Source organism: Pseudoroseicyclus sp. CXY001 (assembly GCF_041714655.1).
Classification (GTDB): Bacteria; Pseudomonadota; Alphaproteobacteria; order Rhodobacterales; family Rhodobacteraceae; genus Pseudoroseicyclus_A.
The window spans coordinates 2,662,562-2,678,617 of record NZ_CP168219.1 but is presented as its reverse complement, the minus strand read 5'-3'; the positions used below and the strand labels follow the sequence as shown (position 1 = coordinate 2,678,617).

The window sequence follows — 16,056 nt, the reverse complement described above, 5'->3', positions numbered from 1 at the left end:
TGCGCCGCCATTTCCGGGGTCGCCGCCATGCTCTCCTTCATTCTGCGACGCCTAGCCGTCGCCATTCCGACCATTCTTCTTCTGGTCATCATCAGTTTCGTGCTGATGTTCACCGCCCCCGGCGGGCCGTTCAATTCCGAACGTCCCCTGCCGGCGCAGACGCTGGCGAACATCGAGGCACGCTACGGGTTGGATCAGTCCTACCCGATGCAGGTTTTCAACTATATCAAGAACATCGTCCTGCATTTCGACTTCGGTCCCTCGTTCAAATACAAGGATCAGTCGGTCTCGGACATCATCGCCCACGGCTTCCCTGTGACGCTGACCTACGGCTTCTGGTCGTTCGTGGTGGCGGTCGTGTTGGGCGTGACTTTAGGCGCCATCGCCGCGATCCGTCACAACTCGACCGTCGATTACGCTGCCGTCGGCGTCGCCATCGGCGCGAGCGTGCTGCCGAACTTCGTCCTCGCGCCGATCCTCCTTCTGATCTTCACGCTCTGGCTCGGCTGGCTGCCGGGCGGCGGGTGGAACGGTGGGCAGATCGAATACATCATCATGCCGGTGATCGCGCTCTCGACCTCGTATTTCGCCTCCATCGCCCGCCTGACGCGCTCGTCGATGCTGGAGGTCCTCAACACCGGCTTCATCCGCACGGCCCGCGCCAAGGGCCTGCCGACCCGCCGGATCATCTGGAAGCACGCGCTGAAGCCGACGCTCATGCCTGTGCTCAGCTATCTCGGCCCCGCCTTCGTCGGCATGATCACCGGCTCGGTCATCATCGACGTCTATTTCTCCACCGGCGGCATCGGGCAGTTCTTCGTGAACTCGGCCTTCAACCGCGATTATTCGGTGATCATGGGGATCACCATTCTCGTCGGTGTGCTCACCATCCTGTTCAACCTCGTGGTCGACATCCTCTACGCGTGGATCGACCCGAAAATCCGCTACTGACGGAGGGCGCCATGACCGCAGTGGACCAAAGCGCCGAGAGCGCCCCGCCGACCGACATCGCCGGCCGCTCGCTCTGGGCCGACGCCCGTCACCGCTTTTTGCAGAACAAGGCCGCCGTCGTCTCGATGATCGTGCTGATCCTCGTGCTGCTCTTCGCGCTCTTCGGCCAGTATCTGACGACGTGGGAAGGCGAGACGATCGACTGGAGCATCCTCGGCAGCATCACCCAGAAGGGCGCGCCAAGCTTCGAGAACGGCCATTACTTCGGTGTCGACCAGGATGCCCGCGACCTCTACGCCCGCACCGTGCAGGGCACGCGCATCTCGCTGATGGTCGGCGTTCTCGGCGCGCTCGTCGCCGTCATCGTCGGCACGCTCTACGGCGCCGTCGCCGGCTATGCCGGCGGCAAGACCGACAGCCTGATGATGCGCACCGTCGACATCCTGATGGCCATCCCCTTCATGTTCGTCCTCATCATCCTTCTGGTGATCTTCGGCCGCTCCATCGGGATGCTCTTCGTCGGCATCGGCCTGATCTCGTGGCTCGACATGGCGCGGATCGCGCGGGGGCAGACGCTCTCGATCAAGAACAAGGAGTTCGTCGAGGCCGCCCATGCCACCGGCGTGCCGGGCATCGTCATCATCCTGCGCCACATCGTGCCGAACCTCCTCGGCATCGTCATCGTCTATGCGACGCTGCTGGTGCCCGGCATGATCCTCGCCGAGAGCTTCATCTCGTTCCTCGGCCTCGGTGTGCAGGAGCCGAACACCTCGCTCGGCGCGCTCATCAACTTCGGCGCCAAGAACATGAACTACGGCACGCTGTGGATGCTCTACTTCCCGCTCGCCTTCTTCGTTCTCATCCTCACGGCCTTCTACTTCGTCGGTGACGGCCTGCGCGACGCGCTCGACCCGAAGGACCGCTGACATGGCGCTGCTCGAGATCAACAACCTCAAGGTCGATTTCCGAACCAATGACGGCGTGGTCAGCGCCGTGAAGGGCATCGACTTCACGCTCGACCGGGGCGAGACGCTGGCCATCGTCGGCGAAAGCGGCTCGGGCAAAAGCCAGACGGCCTTCGCGGCCGTCGGCCTTCTCGCCCAGAACGGCTATGCCTCCGGCTCGGCCAAGTACAACGGCCGCGAGCTGATCGGCATGCCGCTTGCCGAGATGAACAAGATCCGCGCCCGGGAGATCGCCATGATCTTCCAGGACCCAATGACCTCGCTCAATCCCTACATGCGCATCTCCGACCAGATGGCGGAGGTGCTGCAGCATCACGAGGGCAAGTCGAAGAAGGAGGCGCTGGCCGAGGCCGTGCGGCTTCTCGACCTCGTGCGCATCCCGGCCGCCAAGGCGCGGCTCAACATGTATCCGCACGAGTTTTCCGGCGGCATGCGGCAGCGCATCATGATTGCCATGGCGCTCCTCTGCCGGCCGAAGCTGCTCATCGCCGACGAGCCGACGACGGCGCTGGACGTGACCGTCCAGGCGCAGGTGCTCGACGTGATGGACGACCTCAAGCGCGAGATGAACACCGGCATCGCCCTCATCACCCATGACATGGGCGTGGTGGCGCGCATGGCCGACAACATCATCGTCATGCGCCATGGCGAGGTGGTCGAGCGCGGCACGGCGGACGAGATCTTCTACGCGCCGAAGCACCCCTATACGCAGATGCTGCTGGAGGCCGTGCCGCATCTGGAGCGCACCGACCGGGGCGACCGCCCCTCCATCATCGCCGATGCGGGCGAGGGGGAGGAGCCGATCCTGAAGGTCCGCGACATGAAGGTGCACTTCCCCGTGCAGATCGACCGCAAGGGGCTCTTCAAGCGCACGCGCCAGCTCCGCGCCGTCGACGGCGTGTCCTTCGACCTGCGGCCCGGGCAGACCTTGGGCGTCGTCGGCGAATCCGGCTGCGGCAAGTCCACGCTGGCGCGCGGCGTCCTGCAGCTCATCCCGCCGACCGATGGCGATGTCGTCTGGCTCGGCCGCGACGTGACGGCGGGCGACAAGAAGGCGATGCGCAAGCTCCGCGAGGAGCTGCAGATCGTCTTTCAGGATCCGTTGGCCAGCCTAGACCCCCGCATGACCGTCGGCGCCTCGATCGCCGAGCCGCTGCAGGTGCACCGGCCCAACCTCTCCCGCAAGGAGCGGGACGAGAAGGTGCGCGCGATGCTCGAGCGCGTCGGCCTCGAGCGCAACATGATCAACCGCTACCCGCACGAGATGTCGGGCGGCCAGAACCAGCGGGTCGGCATCGCGCGGGCGATGATCACCGAGCCGAAGCTGGTGGTCTGCGACGAGGCAGTCTCGGCGCTCGACGTCTCCGTGCAGGCGCGGGTGGTGGACCTGCTGATCGAACTGCAGAAGTCGATGGGCCTGGCGATGATCTTCATCAGCCACGACCTCTCGGTCGTGCGCGAGGTCAGCCACCGGATCATGGTGCTCTATCTCGGCCGCGTGGTGGAGCTGGCGGACGGGCCGGACATCTACAAGAACCCGGCGCATCCCTATACCAAGGCACTCCTCGCCGCGGTGCCGCGCCCTGACCCGAGGACCGAACGCTCGCGCGAGCGCGTCCGGCTCGAGGGCGACCTGCCGAGCCCGCTCGACACGCGCGCGCAGCTGCGCTTCATGAAGTCGAAGCTGGTGGACGATCCCGAGGCGGAGCAATACCGCCCGCAGCTCGTCGAGATCGCGCCAGGGCACTACGCCGCCGAGCACGATCCCGTTCTCGGCACCGAGGCGCTGCGCGCCTCCTGACCGGCACCGGAGGATCTGAACAGGGGCAGAGGGCAGGGCGCACCTGCCTTCTGCCCCTTTTCAAATACCCTCCGGGGAGCGCGAGGGGCAGGCAGCCCCTCGCTCCTGCACCCTCACCCGGCGCCTTCCGTCAGTAATCGAGCTCGTAGAACACCCCGAGCCGGGATTCCCCGTCCGACGAGACGCCGCCCCGCACCGTGACGTTGTCCGTCACGTCGAGGTTCAGCGTCACCGCCGTCTCGTCGCCGAGCGTGATGTCGGCATAGATGTTCTCGGAGATGTACTTGCCGGCCTGGATGGCGGTGTTGCCCTCCTCGTCGGTCTGCACGTCGAGGTCGTCGAGCCCCAGACCCATCCGCAGCCGCCCGAGCACGCCGACGCCGCCGCGCCCGGCCAGCGTCGAGACCGCCGAGGCGAGCTGCACAGCCTGGAGCGGCGAGATGTCGGCGATCGAGGTGCCGAAGAGAAGCTGCGAGAGCACCTCGTCCTGCGGCAGGCTCGGCTCGGAATCGAAGGTCACATCAGGCTCCAGCGCCGGGCCTTCGACCGTGATGGTCACGACCGTGCCGTTCGGGGCCTCCGTCCGCGCCACGAGGCGGAGATAGGGGTCGAAATTGCCCTGCAGCGTCACCGAGCCCTCGTCGAGGTCGAAGCGCTGGCCGAGGAGGTCGAGCCGCCCGCGCTGCAGCTCGAACGCCCCGGTCGGGATGATGTTGGCCGTCGTGCCGGTCAGCCGCAGCTCGCCGCCGAGTTCGGCATCGAGCCCGCGGCCGCGCACGAAGATGCGGCTCGGGGCGCTCAGCGTGATGTCGAGCCCGTAGGCCGCCCCGCCGCCGGCGCCGCCCTCGCCGCCCGTCTCCGTCCCCGCGAGGGTCAGCTCGGCGCGGTCCAGCGTCGTCGCCACGGTCGCCGGCGCATTGATGTGGCGCACGGTCGGCAGGTCGCCAAGCGGGCCGATGGGCGAGGAGGGGACGCGGATCTCCGCCTCCGCCAGATCGGCCCGGCCGGTGATGCGCGCCCCGCCCGTGAGCGGGCCGTCGATGGAGATGGCGGCGCTGAGCCGCGCCTCGTAGAGCGCCGGGTCGCGCAGGATCAGATCATTCGCCGTCGCGCGGATGGCCGCATCGAAGCCGCCCGAGAGCCCGACCGAGCCGCCGATTTCCAGCGTCCCGCCGGTGGAGATCCCCCCCGCGAGCGCCAGATCGGCCCGACCGCCGCCGAGTGAGACGGTGCCGGAAATCCCTTCCACCGCCAGCGTGAAGGTGGGCAGCGACAGCCGCGCGCCGTTCAGCGTGACCGTGCCGGAGAGCGCATCGAGCGAGGTGCCGGTGAGGGCGAGGTCGAAGCTGGCCGTCCCGTCGAGCCGGCGCGGCTCGATGAAGGCATTGGCGAGCCCGAGCGGCAATTGCCCGGTGGCGGAGACATCGACGGCGCCCGCCGGCCCGTAGCTGCCGGCGATGCGGGCGCCGAGCCCGCCCGGCCCGTCGACATCGGCACTGATCGTCCAGGCGCCGCCCGAAAGCTCCGCCGCGCCGGTGGCGCTGAGCGGGCCGGAGAAGCCGGGCGCTAGGAGGCCGATATCGGCAAGGCGGGCGTCGAAATCGGCGGAGCCGCCGTCGCCCTCCTGCCGCACCGCACCGTTGACGGTGAGGTTGGGGAAGCGCAGCGCCACCCCGTCGGAGGTGATGAGCCCGTCGGCCCCGCGCGCCACCGAGGCCGTGAGCGTGCCGGTGCCGGCGAAGATGCTGTTCACCAGCGGGCTGCCGAGGCCGAGGTTCGAGGCGCTGGCATTGACCTCCTGCGCGAAGGTCAGGGCATTCGGCTGCACGCTCCCCGAGGCATCGAGCGTGACCCGGCCCGAGAAGGGCAGGCCGAAGGGCCCGGCGAGGGCGGCGAGCTCGGGGGCGTCCAGCGTCAGGCTGGTGTCGAGCTGCCAGTCGCCCGCCACAAAGGGCCCCGCAGCCGTGGCGCGGAGCCGGTTGGAGCCGGCGCGGGCCGAGACGGTGAGGTCGAGCGCCCGGTCGGCCGCGAGCCCGCCCTGCAGGCCAACCACCAGAGGCTCCCCGCCGCCGTTGGAGCCGGGCAGCGCCCCGGGCTGGAGCGTGGCGGACAGATCGGCCGAGAGCGCGCCGTCCCCGGCACGAGCGGCGCTGCCGGTGAGTGCCACCGTCTCCGTGGCGATGTCGATCCCCTCGGCGGAGAGGGCGTCGCCTTCGCGCACGATGGTCGCGGCGATGCGACCCGGCCCGGCGAGGAGCGCATCGACCTGCGGGATGCCGATGGCGATGTCCTGCGTGGTGCCGCTGACCGCGATCTCCAGCCGCTCGCCGCCCTCGGGCAGGGCGCCCGTGGCGGTGATCTCGGCGGCGCCGCCGAGCGGCAGGCCGGCGAGATCGGAGAAGGGCGCGAGGTCGGGCACCGCGAGCCGCGCATCGACGGAGAGCGGCCCGCTCTCCCCCTCGCGGAGGAGCCTCAGGTCGCCGCCGAGCCCGCCGGGCGCGGTGATGTCGGCCGTGACGTCAATGCCGCCGCCGGCGAGCCGCGCCTCGCCCTCTGCCGTCGCCGGCCCGTCGAGGCCGGGCGCCAGAAGGCCGAGGTCGTCGAGCCGGGCGGAGAACTCCGCATCGAGGTCCTCACCGGCGAGCGTGCCGGAGGCCTGGAGCGCCAGCTCGTCCGTCAGGGCCGAGAGCGTCTCGAAGGTGATCTCTCCCTCGCGGCCCGTCACCCGGGCGGCGAGGCGGCCGGTGCCGGCGAGCAGCGGGTCGAGCGCGGCGATGCCGATGGAGAGATCCTCCGTCGTGCCGTCGAGCCGGCCCTCATAGGTGCTGAAGTCGGAGGCGGCCCGGCCCTCGATGTCGAGGTCGATCGCCCCGGTCAGCGGCCGGCCGGCGAGGTCGGAGAAGGGCGCGAGGTCCGCCACGGCGGCGAGGATCGTGCCGCGCCAGCCCTCGCTGTCCTGCACGACGTCGATATCGGCGCTGACGATATCGGCCGCCAGATCGGCACTGATCTCGGCGCCGGAGGCGGCGCCCCAGCGCGCCGTGCCGCTGAAGGTGCCGGGTCCGCTCAGCTCCGGCAGGGCGCGGCTGAGGTCGGGCAGGGTCAGCGAGAAATCCCCCGTCGCCGAGGCGGAGGAGATGTTCGCCTCCGCCACCAGCACAACGCCGTCGCTGCGCAGATTGAGCGCCTCGATGCGCGTGCCCGATCCGTCGCGGGCGGCGGTGAGCTGGAGCCGCGCATCGCCCGAGAAGAGCCCGTCGAGCTCCGGCACGCCGATGCCGAGCCCCTCGGTGGTGCCCTCGAGCGTGATGCGCCCGGCCCGGTCGAGAAGCGCGATGTCGGCACCGAGCTCGAGCGCCGCGGCGCCGGTGAGGTCGGTGCCGGCGAGGGCGGCGAAGCGCGACAGGTCGCCCGCCTCGAGCGCGAGGTCGAGCCGCGATTGCAGCCGCTCGGAGGCGGTGTCGACGGCGGCGCTGCCCGACAGCTCCAGCCCCGGGCCGGTCAGCGTCAGGCGCGAGATTTCCAGCGGCCCCTCGGCCGGCTGCGCGAGCGCGATCTCGCCCGAGATCTCCGGCCCCACGGCCTCCGACAGGGCGGCATCGGCGAAGACGAGCCCCTCGGCGCCGTAGCGCAACTCGGCCGAGAAGGTCTCGGCCGCGGGTGAGATGGCGCCGGAGCCCTCGAGCCGCAGCGCCCCGATGTCGATGCCGGCCTGCGTGTAATCCTCGGCGGTGAAGGCGAGCGTGAAGGCGTCGCCCTCCGCCTGGTCGTAGTCGAGCGCGATCTCGGCGCGCCGCGCCTCGATGCCGCCGCCGCTGAAGGGCAGGAGCATCATGCCGCCATCAGCCGCGCCGAAGCTGCCGTCGATATGGAGGAGCACCGGCCAGCCGTCAGGCTGAAGCGCGCCCGAGGCCGTGAGGTCGAGCGTCTCCGCCTCCGCCGTCAGGCTGTCGAGAATCAGCGCCCCGTCGGCCTCGCGGCGGCCTTGCAGGGCAATGCGGCTGTCGGGCCCGAAGAAGGGCACATATTGCGGCGGCACCAGCGCCGTCACGTCGCCCGAGACATCGGCGCGGAGCTGGCTGGCGCCGTCGACCGTTACGAGCCCGAAGGTGCCGGTGACCCGCGGCTCGCCGTCGGTGGCGAGCGTCAGGTCGGCGCTGTAATCGTCGAGCGGGCCGGTGCCGGTCAGCTCAAGCTGCAGCGCGGGGTCGCCCGGCAGGTTCAGCAGGCCCGCCACGATGCCGCCCTCGCCCTCCTCCAGCGATACGGTGAGCCCCAGGACGCGCGTCTCGTTGGAATAGGAGCCCCGGATGGCGAAGCCGCCCTCGCCACCCAGCCGGTTGGCGAGGATCCGCGCCTCGCCCTCGCCGTCCACCAGGCTGAGCGTGCCGTCGAGCGAGAAGGAGGCCTCCTCGCCGAGCACGGCCTCGCCCAGCACCACCTCCCCGGCGGAGATCGTCTCGATCTCGACCGAGACCGGCAGGTCGGGCAGGCGGAAGGGCGTGGACTCCGGTGCGGGCGCATCGGCGCTGGCGACGGGCGGGCGGACGAGGCGGATGACCTCCGCGCTCATCTCGCCCACCTCGATGCGCTTGCGCAAAAGCGCCGAGCGATCCCAGTCGAGCACGACGCCGGATAGCACCAGCCAGACGCCCTCGGCATCGGAAATGACGATCCGCTCGATGGTCGCCCGCGACGACAGCGCGCCGTCGAACCCCTCGATCACCACGCTGCGCCCGGTGTCACTCAGCGCCCCGGTGATGAGCCGTGTGATGAAATCCTGATCCGACGTGGCATTGGCCGCCTCCTCCAGAAGGCTCATGCCGCTGTCCTGCGCCAGCGCCGGCGGCGCGGAGAGCGGGGCGGCGAGAAGCGTGAGAGTGGCGAGGAGGCGAAGGAATTTGCGCATCAGAAGCTCTGTCCGATCCCGACATAGACGTCGACCCGCTCGAAGGCCCGGGGGCCGGTGACGGGGGTGGCGAGGTCGAGCCGGATGGGCCCGATGGGAGTGTTGTAGCGGATGCCGAGCCCGGCGCCGGCGTGCCAGTCGTTGACCGAAGGATCGCCGGGATCGGGCCCGACGAGCCCGGCATCGACGAAGGCGACGGCGCCGAAGCTGTCGTTGATGGCGAAGCGCGCCTCGGATTGCAGCCCGAGGAACAGCGCGCCGCCGACCTCCACCGTGACCGGCCCCTGGCCGAAATCCTCGGTGATCTCGATGCCGAGCGCCTGGTAGGGCTGGCCCCTGACGGTGCCGCCGCCGCCGGAATAGAAGAGGTAATCGGCCGGCGCCTCCTCCGGCCCGACGCCGAGCACGGCGCCTGCCTGGCCGCGCATGGCGAGGACGAAGCGCTCGCCGAAGCTGCGGTAATAGCGCCCGTCGATATAGGCCCGCCCGCCGGAGCCGATGCCCTCGAGCCCGTAGAAGGGCGTCAGCTCGACATCGACGTAATAGCCGCCGGTGGCGTTCTGCGGGTCGTTCCGCCGGTCGAACTCCGCGCCGGTCGGCAGCGTCAGGAGCTGGTATTCCCGGGTGCGGAAGGGCGTGCGCTCGCGGGCGTAGGTGTAGCCCGGGCCGGCGGTGATGATGAGATCCTCGATCAGCACCTCGCGGGTGAGGCCCGTCTCGATCGTGAAGCTGTCGAGCGCATATTCCGGCTCCTGCAGGCGCTGGAGCGTGACCTCGGCCGAGAAGTCGATGTCGTTCCGGAAGGTCGCCTGCCGGTCGAAGGCGACGGAGAGGATGTAATCGGCATCGCCGGAGGTGCCGGTGATGCCGTTGACCTCGGCGGAGAGCTCCAGGCTCTCGGCGCCCCCGAGGAGGTTGCGATGCAGCCAGGAGGCGCTGAGCGTCACCCCCTCGACGGAGGAGAGCTCGGCCCCGAAGCTCAGGTGCCGCGGCGGCGCCTCGACCAGCTCGACCAAGATGTCGAGCGTGCCGTCGGCGTTGTAGGCATCCGTCTCGCGGATGGCGACGGTCGAGAAGGCGCCGGAGCGCTGCAGCCGCCGCGTGGCGCGGGTCAGCGCATCGGGCGAGAAGGTGCGCCCCGACGGCAGGTTGGCGATAGCCATGATGCGCTCGGTGCGCACCGCCTCGTTGCCGGAGACGAGGAGTTGCCCGAAGCTCAGCCGCGGCCCGGGCTGGATGGCAACGGCGACGTCGAGCCGGGTCTCGGGATGGATCGCGGTGATCTCCTGCGCGCCGGGCTCGGCCTTGGCATGGCCCACCTCGCGCCAGCCATCCACCGCGGCGCCGACGGCCTCCTCGATCACGCCGGAATAGGCGGGCTCGCCGGCGGCGAATTCGTCCGGCATCTCGGTGCCTTGCGCCAGCGGCACCACCTCGGCCCGGCCGAAGGTGAAGGCCGGCCCCGGGCTGACGGTGATGGTGATGCGCTCCACACGGCCGGGGGCCTCCAGCGGCTGGATTCCTGCCGCCTCCCGCCCGTCGACGGTGATCGAGATGGCGCCGCCGTAATGCCCCTCGGCATAGAGCCCGGTGAGGATGCGCCGGTAATCGGCGCGGGCGGCGGCGACGTAATCCGCCGGCGAGGGCGGGCCGCTTTCGGGGATGTCGGCGCTTTCGAGCGCGAAGAGCAGCGAGGCATTCTCGATGCTGGTGCGGAGGTCATCGGTGCCGTCGGGGAGGATCAGCTCGATCTCCTGCGCCGCCACCGCGCCGCCGAGAAGCGCCAGCACCAGACCCGTCGCCGCGCCCTGCCGCAGCCCCTTGCCCCAAATCCGCTGCCTGCTCATCGCGCCCCCCGAACTTCCAGTCCCGTCGAGTTTAACGTTCCCCCCGGCGGCGACCAGTCAACTCTTTGCCACGGCGGGGTTCCGCCGAAAAAAATTTTCGCTGCCGCCCGCCTTCGGCTGCCCGTCCGTGCTCCCGCAAATCCTCGTGGGAGCGGCCAGGGGCGACGGGGGCAGACAGGCCCACCGGCCACCCCGGCGGCTGGCACATTCCGGGCCTAGCCGAAGGGATCGACCTTATAGCTCACGCCCGTCATGCAGAGCCCCTCGGGCGGCGCGACCGGCCCGCAGGCGGCGCGGTCGGCGGCCTCCAGCGCCTCCCGCACCCGCTCCGGCGGCCAGGCGCCCCAGCCGACGCGCTCCAGCGTGCCGGCGATGGAGCGAACCTGATTGTGCAGGAACGACCGGGCGCGCAGATGCAGGCGGATCTCCACCCCGGCTTCGGTCTCAACCTCCTCGACCTCGCATTGGTCCAGCGTCTTCACCGGGCTCTTGGCCTGGCACATCGACGAGCGGAAGGTGGTGAAATCGTGCTTGCCGAGCAAGTGGGCCGCTCCTTCCGCCATGGCGCCGGCATCGAGCGGCCCCGGCACGCGCCAGACCTGCCCCGCCTCGAGCACCGCCGGCGCCCGGCGGGTGAGGATGCGGTAGGTGTAGCGCCGCTCGATGGCGCCGAACCGCGCGTGCCAGTCCTCCGCCACACGCGCGCAGGCCGTCACCGCCACCGGATCGGGGCGGAGGTGGTGGTTCAGCGCCTCCGACAGGCGGAAGGGCTCCCAGTCCTTCGCCATGTCGCACTGCGCCACCTGGCCGCGCGCATGGACGCCCGCATCCGTGCGCCCCGCGGCCGCGACGCCATGTTCGCCTGTCTCCAGCTTCGCCAGTGCCGCCTCCAGTGCGCCCTGCACGGAGGGCTGGTCCGACTGGCGCTGCCAGCCGGCGAAGGGGGCGCCGTGATACTCGATGCGAAGGGCGTAGCGGGGCATTCGCCTCCCTCGCCCGGGCTCGCGCCAAAATCAATCCCTACACAAGGGCTTGTGGCGCCCCTACATTGCCCTGCAAGCGAGGAAGGGGGCCCCATTGGTCATCTCGAACATGGCGGAGGGGCTCCTGCGCGGCGTCGAAGGGGCGACGGAACGGCTGACGGCGCCGTTCTCGGACCCGGTCGTGCGGCTCGGGGTGACGGGCCTCAGCGAGGCGGGCAAGACCGTCTTCATCACCTCGCTCGTCGCCAATCTTCTCGACCGGGGCCGGATGCCGGCGCTGCGCGCCGCCGCCTCCGGCGAGGTCCGCTCCGTCTGGCTGCAGCCGCAGCCCGACGACACGCTGCCCCGCTTCGATTACGAAGAGCACCGGGCGCGGTTGACGGGCGCGAGCCCCACCTGGCCGGAGGGAACGCGGCGGATCAGCCAGTTGCGCCTCTCTTTCCGCATCGAGCCCGCCGGCTTCTTCTCGCGCCTCGCGGGGCCGCAGACCGTGCATCTCGATATCGTCGATTATCCCGGCGAGTGGCTCCTTGACCTTGGGCTCATGGAGAAATCCTATGCCGACTGGTCGGCCGAGGTCCTCTCCCGCGCCGCGGCCCGCCCCGTGGCGGCGCCCTGGCTCAAGGCCCTTTCCGAGGCCGAGCCCGCCGAGCGGCTCGAGGAGCCGAAGGCCAAGGCGCTCGCCGGCGCTTTCACCGACTACCTGCAGGCCGCCCGCAAGGAGGGCTTCGCCGATCTCGGGCCCGGCCGGTTCCTCCTGCCGGGGGACATGGAGGGCTCGCCCGTCCTGACCTTCGCGCCGCTCCCCCCCGGCGAGGCGCCCCGCGGCTCGCTCGCCCATGAGTTCGAGCGGCGCTTCGAGAGCTACAAGCGCCATGTCGTCAAACCCTTCTTCCGCGATCATTTCTCGCGGATCGACCGGCAGGTCGTGCTGATCGACGTGCTGGGCGCGCTCCATTCTGGCCCCCGCGCGGTGGAGGATCTCCGCCTCGCCATGGCCGACATCCTCACCGCCTTCCGCCCGGGGCGCGCCTCCTGGCTCGGCCGGCTCCTCGGCGGCAAGCGGGTCGAGAAGATCCTCTTCGCGGCCACCAAGGCCGACCACCTCCACCACGAGCAGCATCCGGCGCTCGCCAATATCGCCGCCGCGCTCCTCCGCGAAGCGAAGGACCGGGCGGATTTCGCCGGGGCGACCACGGCGGCGATGTCGGTCGCGAGCCTGCGCTGCACGGTCGAGGACAAGGTGATGCATGGCGGCCGGGAGATGGCCGTCGTGAAGGGGCGGACGGCGGGCGACCGGCAGGTGGCCTTTCACCCCGGCGCCCTGCCGAGCGATCCCGGCCATCTCCTCCACCCCGCCCGGGCGGGGGAGGAGGCCTGGGCGGATGACGGCTATGCCGCCGCGAAGTTCCTCCCCGCCCGCGTGACGCTGAAGCCGGGCGAGGGCCCGCCGCATATCCGGCTCGATTCGGCCGCCGAGTTCCTGTTCGGAGACAAGTTGTGACGCGCAGCCGCACAAGGGGGGCCCCATGAGCCGCGGCCCCTTCACCATCGAGCTCGACGAGACCGAGGCCGCGCGGCCCGACGTGGCGCCGCCCGTCCCCGACGCGCTGCCGCAGGGCGCCGCGATGCAGAAGGCGGCCGCCATGGCCGCCCGCCGCCGCTCGCCGCTCGCCCGGCTCTTCTGGGGCTTCTTCGGCTCGCTCGTGCTCTTCGCGCTGACGCTGGCTGCCTGGGCCGCCATCGACGCGCTCATCGCCTCCCACCCGCTCCTCGGCCTCATCGCCACGGTGCTTCTGCTGGGGACGGTGCTGATCCTCGCGCTCATCGCCCTTCGCGAGCTCGCCGCCTTTGCCCGGCTCGGCCGGCTTGAGACGCTGCAGACCGCCGCCGCCAAGGCCGCGACGCTGACCGAGGCGCGGGCGGTGGCGGAGGGCATGGCCCGCCTCTACCGGGGCAGGGGGGAGCTCACCTGGGGCCTCGAACGCTTGAAGGATGCCGAGGACGAGGTGATGGACGCGGGCGCGCTTCTCGCCCTCGCCGAGCGCTCGCTTCTCGAGCCGCTCGACATGCAGGCCCGCCGCGAGATCGAAGCCTCGGCCCGCGCCGTGGCCATGGCGACGGCGCTGGTGCCGCTGGCGCTGGCGGATGTCTTCACGGCGCTCGCCGCCAACATGCGGATGATCCGGCGGATCGGCGAGATCTACGGCGGCCGCGCCGGCACGCTCGGCGCCTGGCGGCTGGTGCGGGCGGTGCTGACCCATCTGGTGGCGACCGGCGCCGTGGCGGTAGGGGACGACCTCATCCATTCCGTCGCCGGCGGCTCGATCCTGACGCGCGTCTCCCGCCGCTTCGGCGAGGGCATCGTCAACGGTGCCCTCACCGCCCGCGTGGGCGTGGCAGCGATGGAGATCTGCCGGCCGCTGCCCTTCGTGGCGCTGAAGAAGCCCTCGGTGACCAATCTGGTGAGCCGCGGGCTGACGGGGCTTTTCGGGATCGGCAAGGCGGAGCCGGAGGGGTAGGCGTGGGGGGCTTGCCAGCCCCCCGAATCCCCCGCCGTCGTGGGGGCCCCGGGGGCCCCCACACCCCCCGAGGTATTTGGAAAGGGGCAGGACCAAGGGCTCCTGCTGCCTCTGCCCCTTCTCAAATACCCTCCGGGGGTCGCCATTGCTGGCGCCATTGGTTCGAGCCCCGATGGCGACGAGGGGCAGGCAGCCCCTCGCTCCGACCTCACGGATAGCGGATCAGCCGGTTGACGTGCCCCATCTTCCGGCCGGGCCGGGTCTCGGCCTTGCCGTAGAGATGCAGGTCCGCGCCCTCCGCGAGGAGGCGGGGGACCTTGGCGACGTCCTCGCCGATGAGGTTCTCCATCTCCACATCGCTGTGCCGGGCGCCGTCGCCCAGAGGCAGCCCGGCCACGGCGCGGATATGCTGCTCGAACTGGTCGACAAGGCAGCCGGCTTGCGTCCAGTGGCCCGAATTGTGCACCCGGGGCGCGATCTCGTTGACGACGAGCCGGCCAGGGGTGACGAAGAGCTCCACCCCGAGGACGCCCACATAGTCGAGCGCATTGAGGATGCGGCCCGCCAGCAGCACCGCATCGGCGGCGAGCGTCGCGGGGATAGTCGCGGGGACGCGGGTGGTGCGGAGGATGCCATCCTCGTGCCGGTTCTCGCCGGGGTCGAAGGCGGCCACCTGGCCGTCCTGCCCCCGGGCCGCGATGACGCTGATCTCGGCGGAGAAATCGACGAAGCCCTCGAGGACCGCCGGAGCGCCGGCCATCGCGGCGAGCGCCGCCTCCGCATCCCCCGGGCTCATGATCCGCGCCTGGCCCTTGCCGTCATAGCCGAGCCGGCGGGTCTTGAGGATCGCCGGGGTGCCGATGGTGGCGAGGGCGAGCGAGAGCTCCTCCTCATGGTCCACCTTGGCATAGGGGGCGGTAGTGAGGCCGAGGCCGGAGAGGAAGTCCTTCTCCACCAGCCGGTCCTGGCTGACGGCGAGCGCCCGGCGGGGCGGGTGGATCGGCACGATGGCCTCGATGGCGTCGAGCGCCGCCTCGGGGATGTTCTCGAACTCGTAGGTCACCACGTCGACCGAGCGGGCGAAGCGGGCCAGCGCCTCGGCATCGTCCCAGCGCGCCGCGGTGAGCGGGGCGACCTGGCCGGCGGGGGCGTCCCCGGCCGGGTCGAGCACCGCCGGCGCGAGGCCGATCTTGCCGGCGGCCATGGCGAGCATCCGCCCGAGCTGCCCGCCGCCGAGGATGCCGATGCGGCGCGCCGGCTCAGTCATCCTGCGGCACCTCGGGGATCGAGGCGGCCAGCGCCTCGCGCCAGGCCTCCAGCCGCGCGGCGAGGGCGGCATCGGAGATCGCAAGGATCGCCGCCGCCATCAACCCGGCGTTCATCGCGCCGCCGATGGCCATGGTGGCAACGGGGAAACCGCGCGGCATCTGCACGATGGAATAGAGCGAATCGACGCCGCCGAGCGCCTTGGTCTGGACGGGGACGCCGATGACCGGCAGGCGGGTCTTCGAGGCCATCATCCCCGGCAGATGCGCCGCGCCGCCGGCGCCGGCGATGATCACCTTGATCCCGCGCCCCGCCGCCTCCTTGCCGTAGGTCCAGAGCCGGTCAGGCGTCCGGTGGGCGGAGACGATGCGCGCCTCATGGGCGATACCGAGCTCGTCCAGCACCTCGGCCGCGGCCCTCATTGTGGCCCAGTCCGACTGGCTGCCCATGATGATGCCGACCTCGGCCATGCCTCGCCCCCTCTCGTCAGGAGGCGGCACTATAGCGGCACGGGTTTCTGCCGCAATGGCCGGCGCCGGAGGAGAGGGCGGGCGCGAGGGGCCGTCTGCCCCTCGTCGCCATTGGGGCTCGAACCAATGGCGACCCGCGAAGGGTATTTGAAAAGGGGCAGAGGCAGATGCGCTCTTGCTCCTGCCCCTTTCCAAATACCTCGGGGGCGTGGGGGCTGGCCCCTACCGGAAACGGGGGCCGGCGGCCCTCAAGCCCCCGTGAGGGCAGGGGGTTCGGGGGATGCAATCCCCCGGGCGCCTCCCCTTACGGCCCCCCGCCGCTTCCCCGGCGCCAAGTCATGA

General features: G+C 70.9%; 10 protein-coding genes. 5 read left to right on the top strand and 5 right to left on the bottom strand.

The window, feature by feature from the left end:
* Positions 1-27 precede the first annotated feature (27 nt).
* From oppB to ACAZ03_RS13065, 3 genes are read left to right on the top strand one after another with little or no spacing between them, the layout of a single operon-like run.
* Positions 28-951, top strand: a complete 924-nt coding sequence (gene oppB, locus ACAZ03_RS13075) for an oligopeptide ABC transporter permease OppB (RefSeq protein WP_373354218.1) — start codon at positions 28-30, stop codon at positions 949-951.
* Positions 952-962: 11 nt separating this feature from the next.
* The gene (locus ACAZ03_RS13070) at positions 963-1,877 is read left to right on the top strand and encodes an ABC transporter permease subunit (protein ID WP_373354216.1); all 915 of its coding nucleotides are present in this window, start codon (positions 963-965) and stop codon (positions 1,875-1,877) included.
* A gap of 1 nt (position 1,878) precedes the next feature.
* Positions 1,879-3,717 carry a dipeptide ABC transporter ATP-binding protein gene (locus ACAZ03_RS13065; RefSeq protein ID WP_373354215.1) on the top strand — a complete coding sequence of 613 codons (1,839 nt, stop codon included), beginning with the start codon at positions 1,879-1,881 and terminating at the stop codon, positions 3,715-3,717.
* 130 nt (positions 3,718-3,847) lie between these two features.
* On the opposite strand, the gene ACAZ03_RS13060 is transcribed toward ACAZ03_RS13065, so the two are convergent.
* The 3 genes from ACAZ03_RS13060 to truA all read right to left on the bottom strand — a co-directional run bounded on the left by ACAZ03_RS13060 (position 3,848) and on the right by truA (position 11,456).
* Positions 3,848-8,626: a translocation/assembly module TamB domain-containing protein gene (locus ACAZ03_RS13060; RefSeq protein WP_373354213.1), complete on the bottom strand. Its 4,779-nt coding sequence runs from the start codon at positions 8,624-8,626 to the stop codon at positions 3,848-3,850.
* Entirely contained in the window at positions 8,626-10,473 is a 1,848-nt protein-coding gene (locus ACAZ03_RS13055) for an autotransporter assembly complex family protein (protein WP_373354211.1), read from the bottom strand. The genes ACAZ03_RS13060 and ACAZ03_RS13055 overlap by 1 nt, the downstream gene beginning before the upstream one ends.
* Positions 10,474-10,688: 215 nt before the next feature.
* Positions 10,689-11,456: a tRNA pseudouridine(38-40) synthase TruA gene (truA, locus tag ACAZ03_RS13050; RefSeq protein WP_373354210.1), complete on the bottom strand. Its 768-nt coding sequence runs from the start codon at positions 11,454-11,456 to the stop codon at positions 10,689-10,691.
* Positions 11,457-11,550: 94 nt separating this feature from the next.
* Here truA and ACAZ03_RS13045 point away from each other — a divergent pair, with 94 nt between their 5' ends.
* Together ACAZ03_RS13045 and ACAZ03_RS13040 are read left to right on the top strand one after the other, a co-directional pair.
* Positions 11,551-12,960 carry a YcjX family protein gene (locus ACAZ03_RS13045; protein ID WP_373354208.1) on the top strand — a complete coding sequence of 470 codons (1,410 nt, stop codon included), beginning with the start codon at positions 11,551-11,553 and terminating at the stop codon, positions 12,958-12,960.
* A 25-nt stretch (positions 12,961-12,985) separates the two neighbouring features.
* Positions 12,986-13,978 (top strand): YcjF family protein, encoded by a 993-nt coding sequence (locus ACAZ03_RS13040; protein ID WP_373354206.1) that lies wholly within the window; start codon positions 12,986-12,988, stop codon positions 13,976-13,978.
* A gap of 208 nt (positions 13,979-14,186) precedes the next feature.
* On the opposite strand, the gene ACAZ03_RS13035 is transcribed toward ACAZ03_RS13040, so the two are convergent.
* Entirely contained in the window at positions 14,187-15,245 is a 1,059-nt protein-coding gene (locus ACAZ03_RS13035) for a 5-(carboxyamino)imidazole ribonucleotide synthase (RefSeq protein WP_373354204.1), read from the bottom strand.
* Complete coding sequence (purE, locus tag ACAZ03_RS13030; RefSeq protein WP_373354203.1) at positions 15,238-15,714, bottom strand: 5-(carboxyamino)imidazole ribonucleotide mutase; 477 nt, start codon at positions 15,712-15,714, stop codon at positions 15,238-15,240. The genes ACAZ03_RS13035 and purE overlap by 8 nt, the downstream gene beginning before the upstream one ends.
* Positions 15,715-16,056 lie beyond the last annotated feature (342 nt).